This is a genomic window from Serratia sp. C2(1) (assembly GCF_036352655.1).
Lineage (GTDB): Bacteria > Pseudomonadota > Gammaproteobacteria > Enterobacterales > Enterobacteriaceae > Serratia > Serratia inhibens.
The window spans coordinates 1,012,077-1,038,428 of sequence record NZ_JAZFBA010000001.1; the positions used below are offsets into that span (position 1 = coordinate 1,012,077).

A 26,352-nucleotide genomic window follows, 5' to 3' on the forward strand; every position below is an offset into this window, starting at 1 on the left:
TCCTTTGAGGCGGGTTACGAATAGAAACTCTGAGCCAGTGAGCCGAGCAACAATTGCCAGCCGTCCACCAACACAAACAGCATCAGTTTGAACGGCAACGAGATGGTGGCAGGCGGCACCATCATCATCCCCAGCGCCATCAGCACGCTGGCGACCACCAGATCGATAATCAGAAACGGAATGAACACCGTGAAGCCGATTTGGAAGGCGGTTTTCAGCTCGCTGGTGACGTAAGCCGGCAGCAGAATGCGCATCGGCACCGCTTCCGGCCCGGCCAGCGGCGGCTGGTTGGCGAGCCTGGCGTACAGCGCCAGATCGGTTTCGCGCGTCTGGCGCAGCATAAACTCACGCAGCGGTTGGGAACCTTTATCCAGCGCCGCGTCGAGGCTGATTTTTTCCTGGCTGAACGGCAGATAGGCGTCCTGATAAACCTTGTCGAAGACCGGCGACATGATGAAAAAGGTCAGGAATAGCGCCAGGCCGAGCATCACCTGATTCGGCGGCGCCGAGGGGGTGCCGAGCGCGTTGCGCAGTAGTCCGAGCACGATGATGATGCGGGTGAAGCTGGTCATCATCAGCAACATGGCGGGCAGGAAGCTGAGTGACGTCAGCAGCACCAGCGTCTGTACCGGCAACGACCAGCTTTGGCCGCCGTTGGCCAGAGGTTGGCTGATCAGGCCGGGTAACTGCGCCAACGCCGTCGGGCTGACGAGCAGCAGGGCGGCAGCCAGCCAGGGAAGAGTCTTCCCGCCCCGGTAAAGCGGGGCGACACAAGGAACTATGGGTTTCATGCCGATTTTTCCGGACGTTTCAGAACTTTTTGCATCAACTGGCGAAAATCAGCCGGCGGTGCGGCGTCGGCTGCGCTACCGTCCTGTGTGGGAACCGGCAACTGGTGCAGCGGGGTGATTTGCTGCGCGGTCACGCCCAGCACCAGCAGGGTATTATCCACTTCAATCACCACCACCCGCTCGCGCTGCCCGACCTGGCAACTGGCACGCAGATTGAGCAGTTTGCTGTTGCGCGCCTGAGGGGCAAACCCCAGGCGGCGGAACAACCAGCCGGCCAAGAGGATCAGCAGCAGAATGCCGCCCAGCGCAGTGCTGACCTGCGTCAGCACCGAGCCGGCCGGCAGCGCCGGTGCGGCGGGTTGCAGTGTGCCCTGGCCGGGCACGGCGGAGCCTGGGTTCATCAGCGGCTCAGGCGACGCATGCGTTCGGACGGGGTGATGATGTCGGTGATGCGTACGCCGAACTTGTCGGCCACCACCACCACTTCGCCCTGGGCGATCAGATAGCCGTTGATCAGAATGTCCAGCGGTTCACCCGCCAGCCCATCCAGCGCGACTACCGATCCTTGCGACAGACGCAGCAGCTCTTTGATGGTCATTTTGGTGCGACCCAATTCCACGGTCAGCTTGACCGGGATATCCAGGATCAGATCGATATCCTGCAGGTTACCGACGGCATCCTGCGCCTCCAGCGATTTGAACACCGCGTCGGTCGTTGACGTGTTGTCGGTCGCTTGCTGCTCGTTAAACGCATCAGCCCACAGATCGTCCACGGATTCCTTTCCTTCGCCAGACGGTTGCTTAGGATCACTCATTTGGGCTGTTCCTCACTCAGAGCATTCAAAATAGGGTTAATCAAATGTTCAACACGCAGGGCGTACTGCCCGTTTAACGTGCCGTATTGGCTGGTCAGAACCGGTACGCCGTCCACGTGGGCGATCAGGCGTTCCGGTTTATCGATCGGTAATACGTCACCCGGCTGCAGCTTCAGGATTTTTGACAGCCGCATCGGGATATCGACGAAGTTGGCAATCAGCTCCAGCTCGGAATGTTGTACCTGTTTCACCAGCGTTTCACGCCAGTGGCTGTCTTCCTGCCGCGAGTTTTCCAGCGGCGGGTTGGTCAGCAGTTCGCGCAGCGGTTCGATCATCGCGAACGGAATGCAGATGTTGAATTCACCGCTCAGCGCACCGATTTCCACCTGGAACGGGGTGGTGACCACGATATCGTTCGGCGAGGTGGTGATATTGGTGAATTTCACCTGCATTTCGGCGCGCACGTATTCCACATTGATCTTGTAAATCGCGCTCCAGGCGTCGCCATAGGCATCCAGCGCCAGGCGCAGCATGCGTTTGATCACCCGCTGTTCGGTCGGCGTGAACTCGCGGCCTTCCACTTTGGTCGGAAAGCGGCCGTCGCCGCCGAACAGGTTATCGACGGCGATAAACACCAGGCTCGGCGCGAACACGAACAGCGCGGTGCCGCGCAGCGGGTTCAGGTGCACCAGATTGAGATTGGTGGGCACCGGCAGGTTGCGGGCAAATTCGTGATACGGCTGGATCCTGATCGGGCCGACGGTAATGTCCGGGCTGCGGCGCAACAGGTTGAACAACCCCATGCGGAACTGACGGGCAAAACGTTCATTGATGATTTCCAGCGCGTGCAGCCGTTCGCGCACCACTCGGCGCTGGGTGGTCGGATCGTACGGCTTGACCTCGCTCTCGTTGCTGACCACCGCTTCGGGTTCATCACCCGCGCTGTCGCCGTTGAGCAAGGCGTCGATCTCTGCCTGTGAAAGAATGCTGTCGCCCATAGTGATTACCGCAATATGAAGGCGGTGAACAGCACGTCGCTGACCACCTGCTTCGGTTGTCCCTTAACCAGCGGCGGGCTAAGCACGTCCTTAATCTGCGCCACCAGTTGCTGTTTTCCTTGTTCACTGCTCAGTTGGCCCGCTTCCTGACGGGAAAGCAGCATCAGCAGGCGGCTGCGCACTTCCGGCAGAAAATCGTTCAACTGGCGGCGGGTATTTTCGTCCGGCAAGCGCAGCGTCAGGCCGATATACAACACGCGATCGGGGTTGTTGTCCGGCGTAACCAGGTTGACGGTAAAGGTGTCCAACGGCATAAACACTGGCGCGGCCGGCGGTTGCGGTTTGTCTGCGGGCTGCGCGCCATTCTGGTGCTGTTTAAGCTGCCACCAGCTGTAGCCGGCTGCGCCGCAGGCGAGCAGGGTAATCAACACCAGCAGGTAAGCCAGTAGCGGACGTTTTTTTGAGGCTGTTGGAAGGGAGTTCTGAGACATTGCTAAGCCAAATTCCTGTTTTCTGCGTGCATGAAAACCGCACGCATGACATGTAGCGGTATTATCCCGTCTATTCCGGCGTGCAATAGCCAGAATAGGCGGGGAAAAGCGTGCCAGCTTGGGCGTTTGCGCTCAGTCAGGCGAAAATATCAACGCCGCTGACGGCTCGAGCCATCGCCTGCAATGCCTGTGGAGCACTGAGGGCCTCTGCGCCCGGTTCGTTGCCGGTGCGGCTATCGCGATAACCTGGTTGGCCCTGTTGCCCGGCGTTTTGTTGTTGCGCCTGTTGCCCCTGCGGCATGGACTCACTGCCGACGCTGCTTTGTCCCAGATTGATGCCGCTCTCTGCCAGCGTATGGCGCAGTTGCGGCATGGCGGCTTCCACGGCGGAACGTACCTGACCGTGGGCGGAGGCAATATGTAACTGTGCCTGGCTGTCATCGAGCTTAAGGGTGATCTGCAATGCCCCCAGTTCCTGCGGATGCAGGCGCAGTTCTGCGCTTTGCTGGCCGTTGCGATGGAACATCAGTACCTGCTGATTCAACGCCTGTTGCCACTCGGGGCTGCCAAGCTGAGCATTTAGCTGCGGCGTTGGCGGGGCGGTGACCAGCGAAGAGGCTGGAGCGGCTGTCACCGTCGGGCTGGAGACAGGCGGTGCCATCAGATGATTGACTGGGGCTGGCATATCGGCGCCGAATTTCAACGCGGTAGCATCCGGCTTATCCTGAGTGGCCGCCGTCTTTTGTGGCGCGTCGCTGCCGCTATCCGTGCTGAGAGGATCTTTGCTCAGGGTCGGCGGGTTTTTCTGCGTGTCCGTTATCGGGCTACCGGAGGCGTCCGAGGGGCGGCCCAGCGTGGCGCTCAGCACAGCTGCGGGTTGTGTCGTACCAGGTTCGCCTTCAATGCTCAGTTCCCCGGCGCCCGGCGCGGTGGCCGGCATCACTGGCGTTACGGCGATCGGTAGCATGGCAAACAGCGCCTGTAAGGTGGCCGCGTCGATTTCACCGGCGGGGCGCAGGGCCGTCTTTTCCGCAGTTTGATCTTTCAGCGCCTCTTCATCCGGCGCGACGGCCGCCTGTTGACCTCTGCTTGATAGCGAGGGTGCCAAAAGTCCATCTCGTTCGCCGAAGGTGGCCAGTAGCTGGGTGAGTTGGTTGCGGCTCAGCGGCGCGGAGTCCTCGTCGGCACTCAGCGTCATCGGCGACAGCTTGCCCGTCGCCTTATCGGCCGGCAACACACGTGCACCGAGCAGTTGAGCAAAGGCGGACGAAAGAGAGGATTCATCCAGCGGCAACTGTGCGTCCGGCAGTACTCCGCTGTCGCCTGGGGTCGACAGACCTGACAATAGGTTGAGGTTCATGGGTGGATATTCCTTTGTGCACTGCGTTGAGCGAACTCATCCATCAGTTTTTGATCCCGTTTGTTCTCCCTCTGCCGTTCCGCGCTTTGGGCGCGGGTATGCAGAGTGTCGAAGGCGTTCAACCGTTGCTGTTTGTCCTGCCACTGCTTCATCGCGTGGTCCACTTTCTGGCCCCACTGCATCAGTTGGTTGCGATGTTGTTCGATGGCCTGCTCCAGCGTACCGATAAACTGCTGGTAGTTTTGCCAGTGCGAAGAGTCCATGCCGTCGCTCAACTGGTGATTCAGCTTCTGACGGTACTCGTCTTGATAATTGAGCAGCATGGAAAGCTGCTGCTCAGCCGCCTGTTGCGCCTTGCGCACCTGGCCCAACTGTTGCGTTGCCTGTTCCACCGCATCCTGCGCCAGATCGCGCAGGGTAATCAGAGGTGACTGTGGTTTCATCGGGTTCAGCCTTTTGTGACGTTAAGCGATCATCTGCTGTAGCTGTTGGCAGGCGTCGTCGTAACCGCTGCGTTCGAAAATGCCCTGTTGCAGATAGGCCTCCATCTGCGGATACAGCGTCATGGCCTTATCCAGCAGCGGATCGCTGCCCGCTACGTAAGCGCCGACGCTGATCAGATCGCGGTTACGCTGATAGCTGGCCAGCATTTGTTTGAAATTGCGTACCCGGCGGTAGTGCTCTTCGTCGATGAGCGACGTCATGGCGCGGCTGATAGAGGCTTCGATGTCGATTGCCGGGTAATGGCCCGCTTCCGCCAGCCTGCGCGACAGCACCACGTGGCCATCGAGAATCGCGCGCGCCGAGTCGGCTATCGGATCTTGCTGGTCATCGCCTTCGGTCAGTACCGTATAAAACGCGGTGATCGAACCGCCGCCGCTGATGCCGTTACCTGCACGTTCCACCAGCGCCGGCAACTTGGCGAACACGGAGGGCGGATAGCCTTTGGTGGCCGGCGGCTCGCCGATAGCCAACGCGATCTCGCGTTGCGCCATGGCGTAGCGGGTGAGGGAATCCATAATCAGCAGCACGTGCTGACCGCGATCGCGGAAGTCCTCGGCGATGCGTGTGGCGTAGGCTGCACCTTGCATGCGCAACAGCGGCGAGACGTCCGCCGGGGCGGCGATCACCACCGAGCGCGCTCGCCCCTCGGCACCGAGGATGTTCTCGATAAAGTCTTTGACCTCGCGGCCACGTTCGCCGATCAGACCGACGACAATCACGTCGGCCTGGGTGTAACGCGCCATCATGCCTAGTAAGACGCTTTTACCGACGCCGGATCCGGCAAACAACCCCATGCGCTGGCCGCGCCCGACGGTCAGCAGGCCGTTGATGGTGCGCACGCCGACGTCCAGCACCTGTTCGATCGGCGTACGTTGCAACGGGTTGAACGGGGCGGTAATCAGCGGCGCACGATAGCCGGTTTCCGGTGCGGGCAGGCCGTCGAGCGGCTTGGCGCTGCCGTCCAGCACCCGGCCCAGCAACGCCGGGCCGAGCGGCAGTTGCTTGCCGGCGTTTTGCCCCTCCGGCGCCATGCGGGCGTAAACCCGTGCGCCGGGCACGATGCCTTCCACTTCTTCCAGCGGCATCAGGAACAGCCGCTGGCCGTTAAAACCGACCACTTCGCTTTCCACTTCCTGCACGTCACCGCCGTTGTGACGTTCGATCAGGCAGGTGGCACCGATCGGCAATTGCAACCCGGTGGCTTCCAGCACCAGCCCGGTGGCGCGCGTCAGGCGGCCGTAGCGGCGTACCGCAGGCGTGCAAGCGATGCGTTTTTCCAGCGTATCCAGCGAGGACAGCCAGCGGCCGAGGCGAGCGGTCATTACACTTCTCCCGGCGCAGCCAGGCGGCAGAGCTCGTGCCAGCGCGTGGCCAGGCTGGCATCGAGATCGCCTTCTTCGGCGCTGACCTTGCAGCCGCCGGGGTGCAGTTGGCCATCCGCCAACAGCCGCCAGCCGTGCAGGCTGAGCGTGGCACCCAGTTGCTGTTCGATACGTTGGTAGTCGTCCGGGTGCACGCGCAGCTGCGGTTTGCCGCTGAACATCGGCTCTTGTTGGATCAACTGCTGGATCTGCGCCAGCAGGGCGGTGCCGTCGCAGACCGGCGGCTGGCCGAGCACCTGTTTGGCGGCGGTCAGCGCCAGCTGCATCAGGCGCGAGGCGATCACGCTGTCGAGCGCATCCAGCGTGTGCTGAAACTCGGTTATCAACTGTTGCCAATGCGCGGTCAGCGGCTGTTGCTGTTGCTGCGCCTCCTGCAGCCCTTGCTGGCGGCCCTCTTCCATACCGGCCTGGAAACCCGCTTCGTAGCCTTTTTGCCGGCCGTCGGCATAACCCAGCTGTTGGCCTTGCTGTTCCGCTTGCAGGCGCAACTGGAGCAACTGCTGTTGCCGCTCGGCACTGTCGTCCAGCGGCGCGGCGCCCGTTTCAACCGGCAGCAAAGGCTCGATTGCCGGTTTGGGCTCCAGCAGATCCTTGAGTGACCAGGGTTGCCAGGGCAGGGTGTTAATGCGATCAGACATAGGTGTCCTCGCCACCGCCGATAATCATTTCGCCGCTCTCCGCCAAACGACGGACAATCAGCAGGATGGCCTTCTGTTCGTTTTCCACCTGCGACATGCGCACCGGCCCGCGGTTGGCCAGATCGTCGCGCAAAATGTCGGCGGCGCGTTGCGACATGTTTCTGAGGAACTTCTCGCGCAGCGGCTGTTCCGCGCCCTTGAGCGCGACCAGCAGCGATTCGCCTTCCACTTCCTGCAACAGGCGCTGGATGCTGCGATCGTCGACTTCCACCAGATTTTCGAACAGGAACATCTCGTCGATGATCTTCTGCGCCAGCTCGCCGTCGTATTCGCGCATGGCGTCGATAACGGCCTCTTCCTGTTGGGTTTTCATCAGGTTGATAATTTCGGCTGCGGTGCGTACGCCGCCCATTTTGCTGCGCTTGAGATTCTGGCCGTCGAGCAGGTTGTTGAGCACCTCGGTCAGCTCCGCCAACGCCGCCGGCTGCACGCCGCCGAAGGTGGCGATGCGCAGCATCACGTCGTTGCGCAGGCGCTCGTCGAACAGCGCCAGAATGTCTGCCGCTTGGCCGCGCTTCAGGTGGACCAGGATGGTGGCGATGATCTGCGGATGTTCGTCGCGGATCAGATCGGCGGCGCTCATCGGCTCCATAAAGTTGAGGGTTTCCATGCCGGTGGTGGTCTCGCGCGATTCGAGAATGTCCTCCAGCAGGCTGGAGGCACGCTCTTCACCCAGGGCTTTGACCAGCACCGAACGCAGGTAGTCGCTGGCGTTGACGCTCAGCGCCGCGTATTGTTCGGCGTCATCCTCGAACTCGCGCAGGACTTCGCTCAGCTGTTTGTGCGAGACCTGGCTCATGCTGGCCATGGTGCCGCTGAGCTGCTGCACTTCACGTGAGGAGAGGTGTTTGAACACCTCGGCGGCGCGATCTTCGCCCAGCGTCATCAGCAGGATGGCGCTTTTTTCGGTTCCGGTCAGACTCATAATTCGTTACTCATCCATTGGCGGATTACCAGAGCGACCACGCGCGGGTCTTTATCAGCCAGATCGCGGATCCGTTGGCTCTGGACTTCTGCACTGACGCGCTGCTGCGATTTCCTGTGCTGCGCCAGCTCCTCATTGCTCGGTTTATTGCTGTCAACCGGCTTGGCCATCGGCGCGTTGGCGGCGGCAAGCGCGGCCTGTTGCACCGCCTGGCGGTTTTGCAGTTGCGGGCGTACCAGCTTGCGCCACAGCAGCCAGGCCACCAGCAACACCAGCAGATAGCGGCCGGCGTCGAACAGGCGATCGATAAAGTTTTGGGTTTGCCAGAACGGCAGTTCGCCACCGGTGACTTCAGTATCGGTAAACGGCGCGTTGACCACGTTCAGGGTATCGCCACGGTTGCTGGAGAAGCCCATGGATTCACGCACCAGCGATTCGATCTGCGCCAGTTGCTCTTTGCTCATCGGCAGCGGTTTGCCGTTTTTATCGACACCACGATAGTTGACCACCACCGCCACCGACAGCCGCTGTACCGTTCCGGCTTTCTGCTGGGTATGGCGGATGGTGCGATCGACCTCATAGTTGGTGGTTTCATCGCGACGGGTATTCTGCGGCCCGCTGCCGTTGGCTGCGGTACTGCGGGTGGTGCCGGCATTCGGTTTGGCACTGCCGGCGGCGTTGGGCTTGGCGGTTTCGATCGGCGCGGTAGCCGGCGCGCTGGGTTGATTGGATAGCGCGCCCGGCACGCCGCCGACCTGTGGCCCGCCAAGCTGCTCGCTTTGGCTCATTTGTTGAGAGCGCACGGCGGCCTGATTCGGCAGTTGGTTTGGCTGGTATTCTTCGTCGGTTTGTTCGCGGGTGGCGAAATCGATCTGCGCGGTGACCTGGGCACGCACGTTATTGCTGCCGACCATCGGCGCCAGAATCGCTTCGATACGGCGCTGGTAGCGGTTTTCCACTTCGTTGGCGTATTTCAGCTGCGCCGCATTCAGATCGCGGCCGGCGCCGTCAGACTGGGTCAGCAGGCGACCGGCCTGATCGACCACAGTGACGTTGCCCGGTGGCAGGCCGGCCACGCTGCTCGAGACCATATAAACGATAGCGTTGATCTGGCCGTCATCCAGCGCGCGGCCGGGTTGCAGCGTCAGGGTGACGGAGGCGGAAGGGGATTTCTGCTCGCGGACAAACAGCGAAGGCTTCGGCAGCGCCAGATGCACGCGCGCATTCTGTACCGGACCCAGAGACTCGATGGTGCGCGACAGTTCTCCTTCCAGCGCCCGTTGATAGTTGATCTGCTCGCTAAACTGGCTGATGCCGAATTTTTCCTGATCCAGCAATTCGAAACCCACCGCACCGCCTTTCGGCAATCCCTGCTGCGCCAGGCGCAGGCGGGTTTCATGGACCTTATCGGCCGGTATCATCAACGCCGCGCCGTTCTCGGCAAAACGGTAGGGGATATTCATCTGCGTCAATTGGGTCACGATGGCGCCGCCGTCGCGATCGTTAAGATTGCTGTACAACACGCGGTAATCCGGGCTTTTCGCCCATAACAGCAACGCGACCACGATGGCGATTGCGGCGGAAGCGGCCACCAGCAGCGGAATTTTCGGGTTGGCGCGCAGGCGGTTCCACAAAGCGTGCAGACCATTTTCGCGGTTTTCGGTGGCGGTTATTGAAGCACTCATTTTATGCCGTGTCCTTCAATGTCGCTCAGGATCCGGTGCAAGCCACGGCGTAGTTCCCTGCCAGGCTGACGGACGGTGTGGTTAGCGTTGTGTGGTGACAAAATAAACTCCCTGATACACATATCTTCTATACCCTTTTTCCTTGAAGCGGCAGCGGCCTTGGCAGCGTTCACTCACCCGAATCACTGACTTGAGTCAGTTCATCGGGTCTCGCTCTCTAACCACATTGCTGCCACTCCAATGACTTTGGGTATAAATAGCGGCGCTCCCATTTCTGGGCGTGCCATTATTTGCCCGTAAGGGCGATTTCGATGGCCCGATAAGCCGGGTTTTTTGCAGTTAATTAGCCGCTTTAGGATTAAAAGGCTGTGGTAGGCTCCTCAGCATCAAAGTAGTGCCTGATGAAAACACGTCCGGCAGCAGAGTCTTTATTGAGGTCACAATGGCAATTCAGGGGATTGAAGGGGTATTGCAGCAGTTGCAGGCCACGGCGATTCAAGCGGGGCAGATTAACCAGGGTTCAGCGACGCAGGGCGTCAGTTTTGCCGGCGAGTTGAAAGCGGCTATCGGCAAGATCAGCGATACCCAACAGGCAGCGCGCAAACAGGCGCAAGACTTCGAGCTGGGCGCGCCGGGCGTCAGCCTGAATGACGTGATGGTCGATCTGCAAAAATCGTCCATCTCACTGCAAATGGGCGTGCAAGTGCGCAATAAGCTGGTTTCCGCTTATCAGGAAGTGATGAACATGGCGGTGTGATTGGGTCATATTATTGAATTTATAGTAAAAATCCATGCTGCAACTACAGCATGGGGCATGTATGGGGAAAATAGCCTGACTTGAAAAAACACCGATGGTGGGTTTTTTGTTGTGTGCTGAACCTGACCGACCTGTCAGTTAAACCAGAGGGCATGTTCTCACACTATTCGCCTTGTAAATAAATTGGCGTAGCACCTATTTTTTTTCGTCCTTGATAATGCGTAAAGAACCTTTGTCGTCAGATAAAATCGTGAAGCTGACTGTTAGCTGATAGAATTTTCCTTCGTTAGCTTGAATGTCATAGTAGATCTTATAGTTATCTCCCAGCTTAAATTTATAGCTGAAAGTAGGCAGGCACTCTTTATCATCAGGGTATAGAGGATTATCGCTAAAGGTTTTAACCAAACGGCCTCCTTCCTCACTGTATATCTGTATCGCTGTGACTTTTTCGCCTTTTTGCCCATGGCTCCAAATGCAAACGTCGTTATCTTTAATGGCAACATTGGCGGGTATCTTTGCAACTATCTTATCCTGATAGCCGGGGCAAGCGGTCAAAAGAAAGATGAAATTTAAAAAAAATAACTTTTTCATTTTATTATCCCTCCTTGACCAGCAACTATTTTCTGATAAAGCGCAGGAATATCACGCAAGTTATCTTTTCCTCGGTATTTACCTATGCTCCCAGCAACCTGATAGTTCCGCCAGGTAGAAATGCCGTAAACTAACAATAACCAGTAGTCGGCGATAATTGAAGCCTGCTGTTCGAGTGGATAGTCGGTAAGTTTTTGCTTATTGAGCCGGTAATAATAATTTGCGCCCCAGCTAAACATGCCCCTCAGCCGCACCCATTGCCCATGCTGGTGCTGCCAAACATGCCCCAATTCGTGAATAAATGTATGCTTATCGACCAGGGATATCGTTACGCCTGAAAAGTCTGGCGAATACCCTTCTTTTCTGAACCAGAGCTCGCCGTTCGGAGCCATGGCATAACCTGGTTTTTGCAAACCGAACGGAAAATAGCTATCGCAATGAACCCAAACGCGGCTATAAGCAATGGCGTTACCGAACACCGTACGAGCCATGGCGATTTCGCCAAGGGTCATCTGTCGTAAAATTCCCTCTTTAACCTGAACATTATTAGATTGCATTCTCAAGATCCTTCTCATTATGCGGAAAGCTGCACTATAACGGCTATTTTTCGTGCGGTCCAGTTGCTGGGACTGACTTACCATGAACGTCATCGGTAATAAAAACAAAAGGTAAACCCATTGGTGACATCCAGTAGCCGGTTGGTACCAGACGCACAATCAATCAGTGGAATTGGAGGGGGATGAATGTGTTGTCACCCGCATTAATTGGCTGAGCAGTGGATTATTATAGCTATTTCTGCAAGACGATAATTTGGGATGTGCAATGAGCAGCAAAAGTGAGAATAGATGGCGATTGTTCAGTGTGTTAATACTGATCGTTCTGGTGGTATTAATCGTAGTGTTAATTAAACAAAGTTAAAGCGTCGTTGGCCACTGTACGTGGCCCTGCCGGCTTATTTCCCCGCGAGCATCCGCATAGCGTCTTCTTCGTACAGCAGACCCAGCAGCCATAGGCCGATCAGCAACACGGCAAGGGAAAACAGCCATTTTTCGTTGAGCACCGTTGATTCGCCTCTGGCGGTATTAAGGTTCAACGATGCTATCTTACCGGGCAATTTTCCGCTAACGCCGGGTGCATAAACGGCGAGTTCATTGTGCAACGATTTAATTTACAGGCACAGGCATCACTCCGGCACCTCCATCAGACTGAGGCGATAGGGTTGGATCGCACCGGGCTCCATGATCCGCTGATGCCCGCGAATGGCGGTTGGCGCAAAGCCGAAACGTTTGCGGAAACGCTCGGCAAACCGCGAAGAACTTTCATACCCGACGTGTTGAGAGATGGCGGATATAGGCCAATCGGTAGATTGCAGCAGCGTCAGCGCGCTGCTCATGCGCACGTCAATCATCAAATTGCGCAACGCGGTGTTTTCTAACGAAAGCTTGCGCCTCAGCACGACTTCGCTCATCGACAGACTTTCCGCCACCTTGGCCGCCGTCCAGATGTTATGCGGGTCGGTCGCCAGGCAGCGGCGCACCCGCTGCGTTAAATTCCTCGCCTCGTTATGAATAAAGCTGATGTTGAATTGCTTTAGCCAGAGCAGGATTTCCAACATCTTGTGGCGGATGATGATGGGAGGGAAACGCTGTTTAAGCGCCAGCGCCAGGCTGGTGGTCTCAAAACTGTGCATCAGTGCGCAGGGAAGGTTGCGTAAGGCCAACACCGGGTCGAACGGGGCCGGCGGGGCGGTTTCATCGGGCGTTTGCTGCACGTGGAACAATAGCGGATCGCAGATAAGCAATTGACAACTGAATACGCCTTCATCGGAGAGGCCATTAATAATATCCACGGTTTGCCCCCCGTCGATAATCAACAGTTCTCCCGCATGGGCCACCACTTCATGCTGTTGCCAGCGCACGCGTTTGTGGCCTTGCTGTACCAGATACAGATGGGGTTGCTCAAAATAAACTGAAGGGAATAATAATTCAGTATGCTGAATGATGTGCGCAGAGGCACCAATCCCGGGACAAAGATTAATTGTACGTTCCATCGATATTCATTTCGCAGCCATTATCTGGGAATATCTTTACGCTTTGATGGGCGTTGGAGCAACATTTTTCCATCCGTTGTGAAGCACAACGACGTGTTTTATCTATCAAAAATCAATTTCCCGCTGAACAGAAAACGTCCGTGTCGGAGTGATATTTATCCGTATTCCAGGGGCGCTGCATGCTGCGCCCGCGTTAGCCGAGGCAAATATATTCACCCCTACGGGCCTGGTGGAAAATATGATGGGTGTGAATAATTCTAATATCATGGATTAATATCCTGACTTAATTAGGGAGAAATAGCGTATGGTGCTATTTATCCATAAAATGTCGTTATTATAGCCGGGTCACCTGATTTGCGGTTCTCCTAATAGCAGGGCGCGATCGTGAAACTGACCGTAGGTGCTGTTGACCACGCTTTGGCGCGTCGATTGGCCAATCAATTCTTTCAACTGGTCCATGCGGCGCTGCAACAGACGCTTCAGTTCGTTTTCGTTGTCCAGGATTTGCTGCAGCTTATTGCGCAACAACTCTTGCAGGGCCATCGATGGCCCTGCGTTGCCGGTAAAGTCGGCGGTTTTCTCAACTGCCTGAACGTAGGCAAGCTCCATCTCGACCAGGTCTTCCCATCTTTCCGTTTGCGCCAGTGCAATCATTTGGCTGCTCAGGGTATAAATTTGCTGATACGCGGCTAGCAGTTGCTGTTGACGTTCCATTAGACGGCGTCCTGCGAAGGGTGATAATGGGGACCAATCTGGCGCCAGGCGTCAGCAATATTTTCCAGCAGCTTGACCACTTCGGCTATCGCCGCTTCGTCGTTATGCAAATTAGCCTGCAGCAGACGACGCTTCATATAGTCATACAGCGCGGCAAGATTATCGGCCATCTCGCCACCTTGCTGGTGGTCGAGGCCGCTTTTCAGGCCGTTATCAATAATATTGATGGCTTTTGATATAGCCAGCCCTTTGCCGGCGATATCCCCCTGATTCATCAGAATGCGTGCGCGTAACAGGGCGCTGAGCGCCCCATCGAAAAGCATCACGATTAACTGGTGCGGGCTGGCACTCATTACGCCACTTTCCAAACTGACCTGGGCGTAGGCCTTAGTTCCGCTACGGTTATACATGCGATTTATTACCTGGTTAAAAAGTTCTTATTTGCTTGAGAACTGTTGGTTTAAATAATTACTGGTGCCATTAAGTTTGGACATCATGGTATCGAGTTGAACAAACTGTTGTTTATAGCGGTCTATGGTGCTCTGAATACTTTCCGTCACGCGGGTAATTTGCGTATTCAGGCGATCGAGATTGGTGTTGATACTCTTGGTCGCATTCTCGAGCACGCCGCCGGCTTTAATATAATTTTGGATTTCATTGTGGATTTCGGTCGCCATGCCGGTATCCGTGCCATTACCGGCAAAGAAATTCGCCACCTGGGCGGGTTTCTCATCGATGGCTTTTTTCAGTTTCTCGCTATCGAGCTCGAGCTTGCCGGTTTTCACATTGGTGGTGATCCCCAGATTGCCCAACCCCTTCAGTTCCGGGTTGTCCTGCGCCGCGCTGAGCGCGCTTTTGATTGAAGATTGAATGCCGCGCAAGGTGTTGTCGCCCAGCAGCGCGCCGTTTTTCGCCGATTGTTCTTCGCCGCTTTTCACCGGGGTAAACTTGGACAGCGAATTAAAGGTGTCCAGCAGCGAGTTATAGCTGTCGACCCAGCTTTTGATTTTATCGGCGGAGCCGGTTTTATCGTTGGTGATCACCAGGTTTTGCGGTTCACCGGCCTTGGTCTTGGTTTTCAGATCGAGCGTCACGCCCTGCAAGGCATCGGCGATGGAGTTGGTGCTGCGTTGGATCTCCGTGCCGTTGACCTTGATTTTGGCATCCTGGGCGGGAACCGTCTGTTTCATGGCGCCGCCGGGGATGCTGGAGTCGTAATTCAGAATATCGTTCAGCGCATCGTCATTATTCACCTTGACCGACAGCTTGTTGCTTTCGCCGGTGGCCGAGGAGCTTAACGCCAGCTGATATTGGTTATCGCCAACGCGCATGATGCTGGCGCTGACGCCTGCCTTCGCGCCGTTGATGGCATCGCGCATTTCCAGCAGCGAGGTTTGATCGTCACTCAAAGGGATATCGACGGTCTTGGGCGGATTGCCCTGGGTAATGCTGATGGTGCGGCCACTGGCGCCGGAGGTGCCGAGTTCGGTGGTCTGATCGCTGATATTCGCCTGAGTCGTCAGCGTTTGGGACTGCGCCAGCTGTTCAACTTCGACCACATAGTTGCCCGGCACTGCTTTGGCATTGGTGGTGATGGCGAACTGATCGTGGGTGCTGGCGGTGGTGTTATTGAAGAAATCCGGTTTGGCCAGGTCTTTGCTCAGCGTATCGAATTTCTCCAGCGACCCTTTCAGGGTGCCATAAGCGGTCAGCTTTGCGTTGTAGCTGGTCTGCTGGGTCGTGTAGGGCGTCAGACGTTGCTGCTCCGCTTTGGTCAGCTTGTCCAGCAAGCCGTTGAGGTCGAGTCCTGAGCCGATGCCTAAGGAACTGATCGATGCCATTCGTAATTCTCCTTGATAATGACTTTATTCGCTTTACGCGTTTATCGGCCCAGTGGAGAAAAAGTTTACCGAAAAAAGAAAAAACCGATGGCGCAATAGAAGAAGGAAAAACAGCGTTATTTATGCCATTGCCGGAAAGCGAAAAAAAAATAAAAAATTTCTAAAGGTTGCAAGGGGAGGGCCGATACCTGATGGGACGGTGGTTGACGCCGTGGGCAACGAAGCCCGAACCTTTTAACCGTGATGCGAATATCGCAACTGATTCGTAAGGAAAGCATACAATGGCACAAGTAATTAACACCAACAGCCTGTCGCTGATGGCGCAGAACAACCTGAACAAATCTCAGTCTTCTCTGGGCACTGCGATCGAGCGTTTGTCTTCCGGCCTGCGTATCAACAGCGCGAAGGATGATGCCGCGGGTCAGGCGATCTCTAACCGCTTCACCGCCAACATCAAAGGCCTGACTCAGGCTTCCCGTAACGCTAACGACGGCATCTCTTTGTCGCAGACCACCGAAGGCGCACTGAACGAAGTTAACGACAACCTGCAAAACATCCGTCGTCTGACCGTACAGTCCCAGAACGGCTCCAACTCTTCCAGCGACCTGCAGTCCATCCAGGACGAAATCACCCAACGTCTGTCCGAGATCAACCGTATCTCTGAACAAACCGATTTCAACGGCGTGAAAGTGCTGAGCGGCGACCAGAAACTGACCATCCAGGTGGGTGCCAACGATAACGAAACTATCGATATCGACCTGAAAAACATCAACTCCTCTACTCTGGGTCTGGACAAGTTCAGCGTTGCGACCTCCATCGATCCTACCAAAGTGGGCGGTGCGGCAACGACGGTACCAAACGGCAAAGATATCGCCATCACCAACACCACCAACAAGCAGGCTAACGGTGCGGCACCAGCCAGCTTTATCAAAGATGACGCGACCGGTGACGTTTACGCGGTAGGTACCGACGGCAAAAACTACAAAGCTACCGTCGACAAGACTTCCGGTGACATCACTGCGATCGCCGCAACTGAAACCACCGGTTTGACCGGCACCAGCGCGACCACCACCGTTAAGCAGGAAGTGACTGCAACCGGTGCCGACGCGGCTAACCTGAAGTCTTATGACAGCGGCAAATCTTACGTCATCCAGGAAGGCACCGGCGCAGACGCCAAATACTTCAAAGCTAGCGTAGACAGCGCGGGTAAAGTCAGCAAAGGCGCAGAAATGAGCACCACGCCAAAAACTGAAGATCCGCTGGCGGTGCTGGACAAAGCGCTGTCTCAGGTTGACTCGCTGCGTTCTTCCCTGGGTGCGGTACAGAACCGTTTCGATTCTGTTATCAACAACCTGAACAGCACCGTGAACAACCTGTCCGCTTCCCAGTCCCGTATTCAGGATGCCGACTACGCGACCGAAGTGTCCAACATGAGCCGTGCCAACATCCTGCAACAGGCCGGCACCTCTGTTCTGGCACAGGCTAACCAGTCTACCCAGAACGTGTTGACCCTGCTGCGTTAATCGACTCTCCGCGATTAACCTGTCGTAAAGAACCCCGCCTCGGCGGGGTTTTTTTATGGTCGCGCGCCCGGAAGTTAATGCATGGCGCAAATAAAGCCTATTTTGTACGACTGTTCAGCCGATTGGCATTTTGCCCCCTACGGATAATAGCGCTGACTCTCTTATCCGCAGGTTTTAGACATAGTGAGCGATCTGTATACCGCCGAAGGCGTGATGGACAAAAATTCTCTCTGGCTGCGCTATGTCCCGTTAGTGCGCCACGAGGCGTTGCGCCTGCAGGTCAGGCTGCCCGCCAGCGTGGAGCTTGACGATCTGCTGCAGGCGGGGGGAATCGGGTTGTTGAATGCCGTTGAGCGTTATGACGCCCTGCAGGGAACCGCCTTCACCACTTACGCGGTGCAACGCATCCGTGGCGCAATGCTCGATGAGCTGCGCAGCCGCGACTGGGTGCCGCGCAGCGTGCGTCGCCATGCGCGAGAAGTGGCGCAGGTGATGCGGCAACTGGAACAGCGGCTCGGTCGCCCGGCCAGTGAAATGGAGGTCGCGCAGACGCTGAATATCCCATTGGATGAGTACCGTCAAATTCTGTTGGACACCAATAACAGCCAGCTTTTCTCCTACGACGAATGGCGCGAAGAGCATGGCGAAAGCGCGGAACCGCTGCTGGAAGGGCACGAAGAGACCAACCCGTTGCATCATCTGCTGGAGGGCAATCTCCGCCAGCGGGTGATCGACGCAATCGAAGCGTTGCCGGAGCGCGAGAAAATGGTGCTGACGCTGTATTACCAGGAAGAGTTGAACCTCAAAGAGATCGGCGCCGTGCTGGACGTGGGGGAATCGCGCGTCAGCCAGCTGCACAGCCAGGCGATCAAGCGGTTACGCGCCCGTCTGGCGGCCGAAAACTGAGGCGAATCAACCCTTATTCTTCAACCTGATTACCGTTGCGATAACCGGACAGCTCTTATGCCAGGAATATTATTGAAAAAGCGGCCGCTGAGCCGTTATTTGAAAGATTACAAACACAGCCAAACCCATTGCTCGCAGTGCGGTAAGATATTGGATCGCATGGCATTGGTGTTCCGAGGCAAGATCATCAACAAAGACGCCATAGCGCGCATGGACCAGCCGATTGACGATAATGTCTGGTTGAATGTGCAAAATGAGCTGGCCGCGCTATGCCGTTTTTGCAGTGAGATTTCCTGCAACAGCCACCCGAGCTATTTCGATATTATGGCCTTCAAACAGTATCTGTTTGAGCAAACCGAGATGAGCCACAGCACGATCCGCGAATACGTGGTGCGCCTGCGCCGGTTGGACGAAATGCTGGTGGCGCGCAATTATCCGGCGGACAAGTTTGCCAGCAGCAATAACCATCAGCGTATTATCGACGATTTGCCCAGCGCCGCGCACAATAATTACCGCATTGCCCTGCGTAAATACGACCAATACATCGCCTGGCAAAAGAGCTACTGATCCCGTCTCCCCGGCTTGCCGGCCGGGGATTCACCGTTTCCCGCCTAATCAAAAAGAGTGATTAATCAGCTTACATCTGATAAATCTATGCTTTGGATGTTGATACCTGTTCCCTGGGGGACGTTGTGAATCTGCAACAGCAACTGGCGCAATTCCCGCGCCTCGATTTAGTCGGCACTGCCACACCGCTCGAAAAACTGTCTCGCCTTTCAGACTACCTTGGCCGTGAAATTTACATCAAACGTGACGACGTCACGCCGATGGCGATGGGCGGTAACAAGCTGAGAAAACTGGAATATCTTGCTGCCGACGCTCTGCGGCAGGGTGCGGACACGCTGGTGACGGCCGGTGCCATCCAATCCAACCACGTACGCCAAACTGCGGCGGTCGCGGCCAAACTTGGCCTGCATTGCGTTGCATTGCTGGAAAATCCGATCGACACCCAAGCGGAAAATTACCTCACCAACGGCAACCGCCTGCTGCTCGGGCTGTTCAACGCCGAGGTAGTGATGTGCGAAGCGCTGTACGATCCGCAGCAGCAATTGGCCGAACTGGCGACGCGTCTCGAAGCGCAGGGTTTCCGGCCTTATGTGGTGCCGGTGGGCGGTTCCAACGCGTTGGGCGCGCTGGGTTACGTGCAATGCGCACTGGAAATTGCCGAACAGAGCCGGCGCAGCGGCGTCGCTTTCAGCTCGGTGCTGGTGGCTTCCGGCAGTGCCGGCACGCACGCCGGGTTGGCGGTCGGCCTGCAGCAACTGCTGCCGGAGACGGAGCTGATTGGCGTTACGGTTTCGCGGAAAGTGATCGACCAATTACCCAAGGTTGAGCTGATTCAAAACGCGCTGGCCTGCTCGTTGGGCATTGACGTTCTGGCGCCGATCCAACTGTGGGACGAGTATTTTGCACCGCAGTATGGCATGCCGAACGAAGAGGGCACGGCGGCGGTGCAGCTGCTGGCGCAGCAGGAAGGGGTGTTGCTGGATCCGGTCTATACCGGTAAAGCGATGGCCGGCCTGATCGACGGCATTGCCCAACAGCGTTTTTGCGACGACGGCCCGATACTGTTTATTCACACCGGCGGTGCGCCGGCGCTGTTTGCCTATCACCCGCAGGTGTGACGGCGGCTTGTTATTCCATTTTGAACTATATTTATAAAGTTATATTCCTTTATGCAGTCAAACGCACTGGTAAAGTGCTGATATCAAAAAAGATAAACAGAATATGGGGTGTTTATGATCTTTTCCAAAGTTCGTCGTCAATTGCTGTTGGGCGTGATGACCGTTGCGCTGACCGCCGGTTTGAGCGCACAAACCTATGCCGCCGACAACCTGCTCCAGCAGGTCAAGCAGCGCGGTACGCTGATTGTCGGGCTGGAAGGCACCTATCCGCCATTCAGCTTCCAGGGCGAAGACGGTAACCTGACCGGTTTCGAAGTGGATTTCGCCAACGCGCTGGCGCAGCACCTCGGCGTGAAGGCCAAGCTGAACCCGACCAAATGGGACGGCATGTTGGCATCGCTGGAATCGAAACGCATCGACGTGGTGATCAATCAGGTGACGATCTCCGACGAGCGCAAGAAGAAATATGATTTCTCAACGCCTTATACCGTTTCCGGTATTCAGGCGTTGGTGAAGAAGGGTAACGAAAGCACCATTGCCAAGCCGGACGATCTGAAGGGCAAAAAGGTCGGTGTTGGCCTGGGCACCAACTACGAGCAATGGCTGCGTGAAAACGTGCAGGGCGTTGACGTACGTACCTATGATGATGACCCGACCAAGTACCAGGATCTGCGCATTGGCCGTATCAACGCCATTCTGGTTGACCGTTTGGCGGCGTTGGATCTGGTGAAGAAAACCGGCGATACGCTGGCGGTCGCCGGCCCGGCGTTCTCTCGTCAGGAGTCCGGCGTTGCGGTACGTAAAAACAACCCGGAGCTGTTGGCTGCGATTGACCAGGCGATTGCCGAGATGCAAAAAGACGGCTCGTTGGCGAAGATTTCCGAGAAATGGTTTGGCGCGGACGTAACTAAATAATGCACGAAAGTATTCAACTGGCGCTGGATTCAGCGCCATTTTTATTGAAGGGCGCGATACTGACCCTCCAGCTTAGTCTGGGGGGCATGGCGCTCGGTTTACTGCTGGGTTTTCTGTTGGCGCTGATGCGCCTTTCGCCATTGTGGCCGCTGTCGTGGCTGTCGCGCATTTATGTGTCGCTGTTTCGCGGCACGCCATTGATCGCTCAGTTGTTCATGATTTACTACGGCCTACCGCAGTTCGGCATCGAATTCGATCCCTTCCCGGCGGCGCTGATTGGCCTGTCGCTCAACACCGCAGCTTATACCTCGGAAACGCTGCGCGCGGCGATTTCGTCGATTGAAAAAGGGCAGTGGGAAGCCGCAGCCAGCATTGGCATGACGCGCTGGCAAACCTTGCGCCGGGTGATCCTGCCGCAGGCGGCGCGCACCGCCTTGCCGCCGCTGGGTAACAGTTTCATCGGCCTGGTGAAAGACACCTCGCTGGCGGCCACCATTCAGGTGCCTGAGCTGTTCCGTCAGGCGCAGCTGATCACCTCGCGTACGCTGGAAGTGTTTACCCTGTATCTGGCGGCATCGTTGATTTACTGGGTGATGGCGACCCTGCTTTCGGCACTGCAAAATCGCCTGGAAGCCCACGTTAACCGCCAGGATCAGGAGTAACGCATGAGTGCCATCGAAGTGAAACAACTGATCAAGCAGTTCAACGGCCAAAGGGTGTTGCACGGGATCGATCTGGAGGTTAGCGCCGGTGAAGTGGTGGCGATTATCGGGCCGAGCGGCTCGGGGAAAACCACCTTGCTGCGCAGCATTAATCTGCTGGAGGTTCCGGATTCCGGCACCATTCGCGTCGGCGATATTCAGATCGACGGCTCAAAGCCGCTGAGCAAACAGAAGAAACAGGTGCGGGCGTTGCGTCAGCAGGTGGGCTTCGTGTTCCAAAACTTCAACTTGTTCCCGCACCGTTCGGTGCTGGAGAACATTATTGAAGGCCCGGTCATCGTTAAGGGTGAGAACAAAGCCGCCGCCGAACAGCGCGCCCGCGCCCTGCTGGCCAAAGTCGGGTTGAGCGGTAAAGAATCCGCGTATCCACGCCGGCTTTCCGGCGGGCAGCAGCAACGTGTGGCCATTGCCCGCGCGCTGGCGATGCAACCGGAAGTGATCCTGTTTGATGAACCCACCTCGGCGCTCGATCCAGAGCTGGTGGGCGAGGTGCTCAACACCATTCGCTCGTTGGCAGAAGAGAAGCGCACCATGGTGATCGTGACGCATGAAATGAGCTTTGCCCGAGACGTTGCCGACCGCGCCATTTTTATGGACCACGGGCGCATCGTTGAACAGGGGCCGGCCAAAGAACTGTTCGCCAACCCGCAACACCAGCGCACTCAGCAATTCCTCGACAAGTTTTTGAATCAATGAGAAAGGGGGGCGTTTCGCCCCCTGACTCTCGACTAACCGGCTTTCAATAATTCGTTACGGGCGGCTGTGGCCAAAAAGGCGCTGCGGCTTCCATAGCCGGGATGCTGTTGCACCAGGGAATCGATGCGATTCAGCAAGCGGTGCGGCAGGGTGATATTTATCCGTTCCGCCCGACCATCGAACTTAATACGCTCGCGTGCCGCTTTTGTGCAGACAATAAAAAACCCTGCACGGGTGCAGGGTTTGCAGTGTGATAGCAGAGTGGATTACAAACGGCTGCAATCCCTCTTTAAACGTTAACCGATGGTCATCAGGCTGGCGTTACCGCCGGCGGCGGCGGTGTTGACGCTGAGCGAACGTTCGATCAGCAGGCGTTCCAACAGGATGTTGGTTTCGCCGTGGGCAAAGCCCTGTACCGAGACGATCGCGCCGCTGCGTTGGGCGATCTGCTCACACAGGGTCCGCAGTTGATCGGCGTCGCCGTGGTAAATGGCGGCGTCGAATTCCACCTTATCCTGCTGCCAGTCCTTGCTGAAGCTGATTTGTGCCTGAACCGCCGTCGGCAGGCGGCGGTATAGCGTGCGCTGCAATTCGGCTTCCGGCCACAGCACGCTGCTGCCAACCGCCAGTACGGCGGCCAGTTGCGTCAGCGCATCGGCCTCGTTGTCCGCCAGGCACAGCACGCGCTCGCGCGGCAGCAGGGCGTAGGTGTTGCGTTCACCGGTCGGGCCCGGCAGCGGTCGAACGGTGCCGCCCTGGCCCAGCTCGGCGTAGCGTTGCGCCAACTGCGCCAGGTCGTTTTGTTTTTCGGCAACCGCCCACTGTTCGAGTGCCTGGTGGGCATTGAGCAGCAGCGGCCGCGCAGTGGCCTCCAGCGGGCGTTCGTCGTCCTGGCGGTTCAGCGTGCGCTGGACGGCGTCGTCCGGCCGGTTGGCCAGCAGGCGGTACAGATACAGCGGGCCACCGGCTTTCGGACCGGTGCCGGACAGGCCTTCGCCACCGAAGGGTTGCACGCCGACGACCGCGCCAACCATGTTGCGGTTAACGTACAGGTTACCCACTTTGGCGCGATCGGTGACGCGGGCGATGGTTTCATCGATGCGGGTGTGAATGCCCAGCGTCAGGCCATAACCGGCGGCGTTGATCTGATCGACCAGCGACTCCAGATTGGCGCGCTGGAAGCGGACCACGTGCAGTACCGGGCCGAAGATCTCTTTTTGCAGCTCGTCGAAGCTGTCCAGTTCGATCAGCGTCGGCTTGATGAAGGTACCGCGTGACCACTCTTTCTCGTCCTGCGCATTGCCTTTCGCCGCCTGATAGACCTTGCGTCCCTTGGCGCGCATCGCCTGGATATGGCGTTCGATGCCGGTTTTGGCTTCGGCGTCGATCACCGGGCCGATGTCGGTAGACAGGCGTTCCGGGTTACCCATGCGGCATTCGGCCATCGCGCCGCGCAACATTTGCAGCGTATGGTCCGCCACGTCTTCCTGAATGCACAGGATGCGCAGTGCGGAACAGCGCTGGCCGGCGCTGTCGAAGGCTGAAGCGACTACGTCCGTCACCACCTGTTCGGTCAGGGCGGAAGAGTCGACAATCATGGCGTTCAGGCCGCCGGTTTCGGCGATCAATGGTGTTGGGCGGCCCTGCGGATCCAGACGGCCGGCGATGCTGCGTTGCAGGATACCGGCAACTTCGGTGGAACCGGTAAACATCACGCCGCGTACGCGGGCGTCGTTGACCAGCACCGAACCGACGCTCTCACCCTGGCCCGGCAGCAGTTGCAATACGCCCTGAGGAATGCCGGCTTCCAGCAGAATGCGCACCGCTTGTGCGGCGATCAGCGGGGTTTGCTCTGCCGGTTTGGCCAGCACGCTGTTACCTGCCGCCAATGCCGCGGCAATCTGGCCGGTAAAGATCGCCAGCGGGAAGTTCCACGGGCTGATACAGACCACCGGCCCCAGCGGGCGATGGCTGTCGTTGGCGAAGTCATCGCGCACCTGGCCGGCGTAGTAATGCAGGAAATCGACCGCTTCGCGCACTTCGGCGATGGCGTTGTTAAAGGTTTTACCCGCTTCGCGCACCAGAATGCCCAGCAGGCTTTGCAGTTGGCCTTCCATCAGTTCCGCGGCGCGCTCAAGAATGGCGGCACGTTCGGAAGGAGGGGTAGCAAACCAGATTGGGCCGGCGGCTGCGGCCGCGTCGAGCGCCCGGCTGACTTCCGCTTCGGTGGCTTCACGCACGTAACCGACGACATCGCCCGGCTCGGCCGGGTTAATCACCGGTTGTTCCACGCCCTGATCCAGCTCGGCGTCGATAATCGGCTCTGCACGCCATGGCTGGGTAGCGCTGGTCAACAGCGCGCTGGACAGCGAGGCCAGACGTTGTTCGTTGGACAGATCCAGGCCGCTGGAGTTGGTGCGTTTCTCGCCATACAACTCACGCGGCAGCGGAATGCGCGGGTGCGGCAGGCCAATCTGGCCTTCAGTGGCGGCCAGGGCTTCGACTGCGGTGACCGGATCGGCAACCAGTTCGTCGAGCGGCAGCGTGGCGTCGGCAATGCGGTTAACGAACGAGGTGTTGGCGCCGTTTTCCAGCAGGCGACGCACCAGATACGCCAGCAGCGTTTCATGGGTGCCGACCGGCGCATAGATGCGGCAAGGGCGGTTCAGTTTGCCGTCGGCCACTTTGCCCACCACTTGCTCATACAGCGGTTCGCCCATGCCGTGCAGGCATTGGAACTCATACTGACCCGGATAATAGTTGTTGCCCGCCAGATGATAGATCGCGCTCAATGTGTGGGCGTTATGGGTGGCGAACTGCGGATAAATCAGGTTCGGCACCGCCAGCAATTTGCGGGCGCAGGCCAGGTAAGACACGTCGGTGTAGACCTTGCGGGTGTATACCGGATAGCCTTCCAGCCCGTCCATTTGGGCGCGTTTGATCTCGCTGTCCCAATAGGCGCCTTTCACCAGGCGGATCATCAGGCGGCGGCGGCTGCGTTGCGCCATGTCGATAACCGCGTCGATAGCGAACGGGCAGCGTTTTTGATAAGCCTGAATCACGAAACCAATGCCATTCCAGCCGGCCAGCTGCGGCTCAAAGCACAGCTTCTCCAGCAGATCGAGCGAGATCTCCAGACGATCGGCTTCTTCGGCGTCGATGTTAATGCCGATGTCATACTGCCGGGCCTGCAAGGTCAACGACAGCAGGCGCGGGTATAGCTCTTCCATCACACGCTCGTACTGCGCGCGGCTGTAACGCGGGTGCAGGGCGGAGAGTTTGATCGAAATGCCCGGGCCTTCATAGATGCCGCGGCCGTTAGAGGCTTTGCCGATGGCGTGGATCGCCTGCTGGTAGGACACCAGATAAGCCTGGGCGTCGGCTTCGGTCAGCGCGGCTTCACCCAACATGTCGTAGGAATAGCGGAAGCCTTTGTCTTCAAGCTTGCGCGCATTGGCCAGCGCTTCGGCGATGGTTTCGCCGGTAACGAACTGCTCGCCCATCAGGCGCATCGCCATATCCACGCCTTTGCGGATCAAGGGTTCGCCGCTTTTGCCGATGATACGGTTCAGCGACAGGGACAGATTGGCTTCGTTATGGGTCGACACCAGCTTGCCGGTGAACAGCAGGCCCCAGGTAGCGGCGTTAACGAACAGCGACGGGCTGCGGCCGAGGTGGGAATGCCAGTTGCCGTTGCTGATTTTGTCGCGGATCAGCGCATCGCGAGTTGGCTTGTCCGGAATGCGCAGCAGGGCTTCCGCCAGGCACATCAGCGCCACGCCTTCTTGCGAGGAGAGCGAGAACTCCTGCAGCAGACCTTGCACCATGCCGGCGCGGCCATTTGCACTCTTTTGGTTACGTAGCTTCTCGGCGATGTCGTAAGCCATCTTATGGGTGGCTTTGGCAAGATCGGCAGGCAATCGCGCCTGTTCGAGCAACATCGGCACCGCTTCAGTCTCCGGGCGGCGATAAGCGGCGGTAATGGCGGCTCGATTGACCGACTGCGGTAAAATTTGTTCTGCAAATTCAAGGAATGGCTGGTGTGACTCTTCCAGCGCTTGCGGCATAATGTCGTCCGCTTCGGCCTGCGTCGCAGCGGCAAGCGCTGGAATTTCAGGAATATCGGAACCGCTCTCGAGACGCTCGAGGTAATTGAAAATGGCCTGCTTGATGAGCCAGTGCGGCGTGCGATCGATACGCTGTGCCGCGTCTTTAATCCGGTCGCGTGTTGCCTCGTCGAGCTTCACGCCCATTGTGGTAGTGCCCATGCCAATCCAACTCCTGTGTTAAAGAACCTATCCCAT

28 protein-coding genes and 1 pseudogene are annotated in these 26,352 nt (G+C 57.5%); 9 read left to right on the top strand and 20 right to left on the bottom strand.

What is annotated here, in order from left to right:
- Window positions 1-14: 14 nt before the first annotated feature.
- From fliP to fliF, 11 genes are all read right to left on the bottom strand, one after another.
- Window positions 15-791 carry a flagellar type III secretion system pore protein FliP gene (fliP, locus tag V2S86_RS04675; protein WP_330761442.1) on the bottom strand — a complete coding sequence of 259 codons (777 nt, stop codon included), beginning with the start codon at window positions 789-791 and terminating at the stop codon, window positions 15-17.
- Window positions 788-1,192, bottom strand: a complete 405-nt coding sequence (gene fliO, locus V2S86_RS04680; protein ID WP_330761443.1) for a flagellar biosynthetic protein FliO — start codon at window positions 1,190-1,192, stop codon at window positions 788-790. The genes fliP and fliO overlap by 4 nt, the downstream gene beginning before the upstream one ends.
- Window positions 1,192-1,605 (bottom strand): flagellar motor switch protein FliN, encoded by a 414-nt coding sequence (gene fliN, locus V2S86_RS04685; RefSeq protein ID WP_330761444.1) that lies wholly within the window; start codon window positions 1,603-1,605, stop codon window positions 1,192-1,194. Before fliN ends, fliO begins: the two co-directional genes overlap by 1 nt.
- Window positions 1,602-2,603, bottom strand: a complete 1,002-nt coding sequence (gene fliM, locus V2S86_RS04690; protein WP_006321424.1) for a flagellar motor switch protein FliM — start codon at window positions 2,601-2,603, stop codon at window positions 1,602-1,604. The genes fliN and fliM overlap by 4 nt, the downstream gene beginning before the upstream one ends.
- 5 nt (window positions 2,604-2,608) lie before the next feature.
- Window positions 2,609-3,094, bottom strand: coding sequence for a flagellar basal body-associated protein FliL (fliL, locus tag V2S86_RS04695; protein ID WP_330761445.1), 486 nt, complete (start codon window positions 3,092-3,094; stop codon window positions 2,609-2,611).
- Between the two features lie 136 nt (window positions 3,095-3,230).
- Entirely contained in the window at window positions 3,231-4,454 is a 1,224-nt protein-coding gene (locus V2S86_RS04700) for a flagellar hook-length control protein FliK (protein ID WP_330761446.1), read from the bottom strand.
- A complete protein-coding gene (fliJ, locus tag V2S86_RS04705; RefSeq protein ID WP_330761447.1) occupies window positions 4,451-4,897 on the bottom strand; it encodes a flagellar export protein FliJ in 447 nt (148 codons plus the stop codon). Before fliJ ends, V2S86_RS04700 begins: the two co-directional genes overlap by 4 nt.
- A 21-nt stretch (window positions 4,898-4,918) precedes the next feature.
- Window positions 4,919-6,280, bottom strand: a complete 1,362-nt coding sequence (gene fliI / locus V2S86_RS04710) for a flagellar protein export ATPase FliI (protein WP_330761448.1) — start codon at window positions 6,278-6,280, stop codon at window positions 4,919-4,921.
- Window positions 6,280-6,978 carry a flagellar assembly protein FliH gene (gene fliH, locus V2S86_RS04715; RefSeq protein ID WP_330761449.1) on the bottom strand — a complete coding sequence of 233 codons (699 nt, stop codon included), beginning with the start codon at window positions 6,976-6,978 and terminating at the stop codon, window positions 6,280-6,282. Before fliH ends, fliI begins: the two co-directional genes overlap by 1 nt.
- Window positions 6,971-7,963, bottom strand: a complete 993-nt coding sequence (fliG, locus tag V2S86_RS04720; protein ID WP_330761450.1) for a flagellar motor switch protein FliG — start codon at window positions 7,961-7,963, stop codon at window positions 6,971-6,973. The genes fliH and fliG overlap by 8 nt, the downstream gene beginning before the upstream one ends.
- Window positions 7,960-9,648: a flagellar basal-body MS-ring/collar protein FliF gene (gene fliF, locus V2S86_RS04725; RefSeq protein ID WP_330761451.1), complete on the bottom strand. Its 1,689-nt coding sequence runs from the start codon at window positions 9,646-9,648 to the stop codon at window positions 7,960-7,962. Before fliF ends, fliG begins: the two co-directional genes overlap by 4 nt.
- Before the next feature lie 442 nt (window positions 9,649-10,090).
- Here fliF and fliE point away from each other — a divergent pair, with 442 nt between their 5' ends.
- Entirely contained in the window at window positions 10,091-10,405 is a 315-nt protein-coding gene (fliE, locus tag V2S86_RS04730) for a flagellar hook-basal body complex protein FliE (RefSeq protein WP_330761452.1), read from the top strand.
- A 195-nt stretch (window positions 10,406-10,600) separates the two neighbouring features.
- Here the strand turns inward: fliE and V2S86_RS04735 are convergent, their stop codons facing one another.
- From V2S86_RS04735 to fliD, 7 genes are all read right to left on the bottom strand, one after another.
- Entirely contained in the window at window positions 10,601-10,996 is a 396-nt protein-coding gene (locus V2S86_RS04735) for a putative T6SS immunity periplasmic lipoprotein (protein WP_330761453.1), read from the bottom strand.
- Entirely contained in the window at window positions 10,993-11,553 is a 561-nt protein-coding gene (locus V2S86_RS04740) for a type IV secretion protein Rhs (RefSeq protein ID WP_330761454.1), read from the bottom strand. Before V2S86_RS04740 ends, V2S86_RS04735 begins: the two co-directional genes overlap by 4 nt.
- A gap of 395 nt (window positions 11,554-11,948) precedes the next feature.
- Entirely contained in the window at window positions 11,949-12,089 is a 141-nt protein-coding gene (locus V2S86_RS04745) for a hypothetical protein (RefSeq protein ID WP_330761455.1), read from the bottom strand.
- A 90-nt stretch (window positions 12,090-12,179) separates the two neighbouring features.
- The gene (locus tag V2S86_RS04750) at window positions 12,180-13,046 is read right to left on the bottom strand and encodes a helix-turn-helix transcriptional regulator (RefSeq protein WP_330761456.1); all 867 of its coding nucleotides are present in this window, start codon (window positions 13,044-13,046) and stop codon (window positions 12,180-12,182) included.
- Window positions 13,047-13,391: 345 nt separating this feature from the next.
- Window positions 13,392-13,760 (bottom strand): flagella biosynthesis regulatory protein FliT, encoded by a 369-nt coding sequence (gene fliT, locus V2S86_RS04755; RefSeq protein WP_330761457.1) that lies wholly within the window; start codon window positions 13,758-13,760, stop codon window positions 13,392-13,394.
- Window positions 13,760-14,170, bottom strand: a complete 411-nt coding sequence (gene fliS / locus V2S86_RS04760; RefSeq protein WP_330761458.1) for a flagellar export chaperone FliS — start codon at window positions 14,168-14,170, stop codon at window positions 13,760-13,762. Before fliS ends, fliT begins: the two co-directional genes overlap by 1 nt.
- 27 nt (window positions 14,171-14,197) lie before the next feature.
- The gene (gene fliD, locus V2S86_RS04765) at window positions 14,198-15,601 is read right to left on the bottom strand and encodes a flagellar filament capping protein FliD (protein WP_330761459.1); all 1,404 of its coding nucleotides are present in this window, start codon (window positions 15,599-15,601) and stop codon (window positions 14,198-14,200) included.
- Between fliD and V2S86_RS04770 the strand changes: the two genes are divergently transcribed.
- From V2S86_RS04770 to tcyN, 8 genes are all read left to right on the top strand, one after another.
- The gene (locus V2S86_RS04770) at window positions 15,595-15,765 is read left to right on the top strand and encodes a hypothetical protein (RefSeq protein WP_330761460.1); all 171 of its coding nucleotides are present in this window, start codon (window positions 15,595-15,597) and stop codon (window positions 15,763-15,765) included. The genes fliD and V2S86_RS04770 overlap by 7 nt on opposite strands.
- A gap of 117 nt (window positions 15,766-15,882) precedes the next feature.
- On the top strand, window positions 15,883-17,124 hold the full coding sequence (locus V2S86_RS04775) for a FliC/FljB family flagellin (protein ID WP_330761461.1): 1,242 nt from the start codon (window positions 15,883-15,885) through the stop codon (window positions 17,122-17,124).
- 183 nt (window positions 17,125-17,307) lie between these two features.
- A complete protein-coding gene (locus V2S86_RS04780) occupies window positions 17,308-18,030 on the top strand; it encodes an RNA polymerase sigma factor FliA (protein WP_330761462.1) in 723 nt (240 codons plus the stop codon).
- 57 nt (window positions 18,031-18,087) lie between these two features.
- Window positions 18,088-18,597, top strand: a complete 510-nt coding sequence (fliZ, locus tag V2S86_RS04785; RefSeq protein ID WP_330761463.1) for a flagella biosynthesis regulatory protein FliZ — start codon at window positions 18,088-18,090, stop codon at window positions 18,595-18,597.
- A 125-nt stretch (window positions 18,598-18,722) separates the two neighbouring features.
- Window positions 18,723-19,715, top strand: coding sequence for a D-cysteine desulfhydrase (locus tag V2S86_RS04790; protein WP_330761464.1), 993 nt, complete (start codon window positions 18,723-18,725; stop codon window positions 19,713-19,715).
- Window positions 19,716-19,829: 114 nt separating this feature from the next.
- Window positions 19,830-20,630, top strand: a complete 801-nt coding sequence (gene tcyJ, locus V2S86_RS04795; protein WP_330761465.1) for a cystine ABC transporter substrate-binding protein — start codon at window positions 19,830-19,832, stop codon at window positions 20,628-20,630.
- Entirely contained in the window at window positions 20,630-21,292 is a 663-nt protein-coding gene (gene tcyL / locus V2S86_RS04800) for a cystine ABC transporter permease (protein ID WP_006321381.1), read from the top strand. Before tcyJ ends, tcyL begins: the two co-directional genes overlap by 1 nt.
- Window positions 21,293-21,295: 3 nt before the next feature.
- Window positions 21,296-22,048, top strand: coding sequence for an L-cystine ABC transporter ATP-binding protein TcyN (gene tcyN / locus V2S86_RS04805; protein ID WP_330761466.1), 753 nt, complete (start codon window positions 21,296-21,298; stop codon window positions 22,046-22,048).
- A gap of 32 nt (window positions 22,049-22,080) precedes the next feature.
- On the opposite strand, the pseudogene V2S86_RS04810 reads toward tcyN, so the two are convergent.
- Both V2S86_RS04810 and putA read right to left on the bottom strand, forming a co-directional pair.
- A pseudogene (locus V2S86_RS04810) lies at window positions 22,081-22,233 on the bottom strand (type II toxin-antitoxin system HicB family antitoxin); the annotation flags it as partial.
- Between the two features lie 111 nt (window positions 22,234-22,344).
- A complete protein-coding gene (putA, locus tag V2S86_RS04815) occupies window positions 22,345-26,316 on the bottom strand; it encodes a trifunctional transcriptional regulator/proline dehydrogenase/L-glutamate gamma-semialdehyde dehydrogenase (RefSeq protein ID WP_330761467.1) in 3,972 nt (1,323 codons plus the stop codon).
- Window positions 26,317-26,352 lie beyond the last annotated feature (36 nt).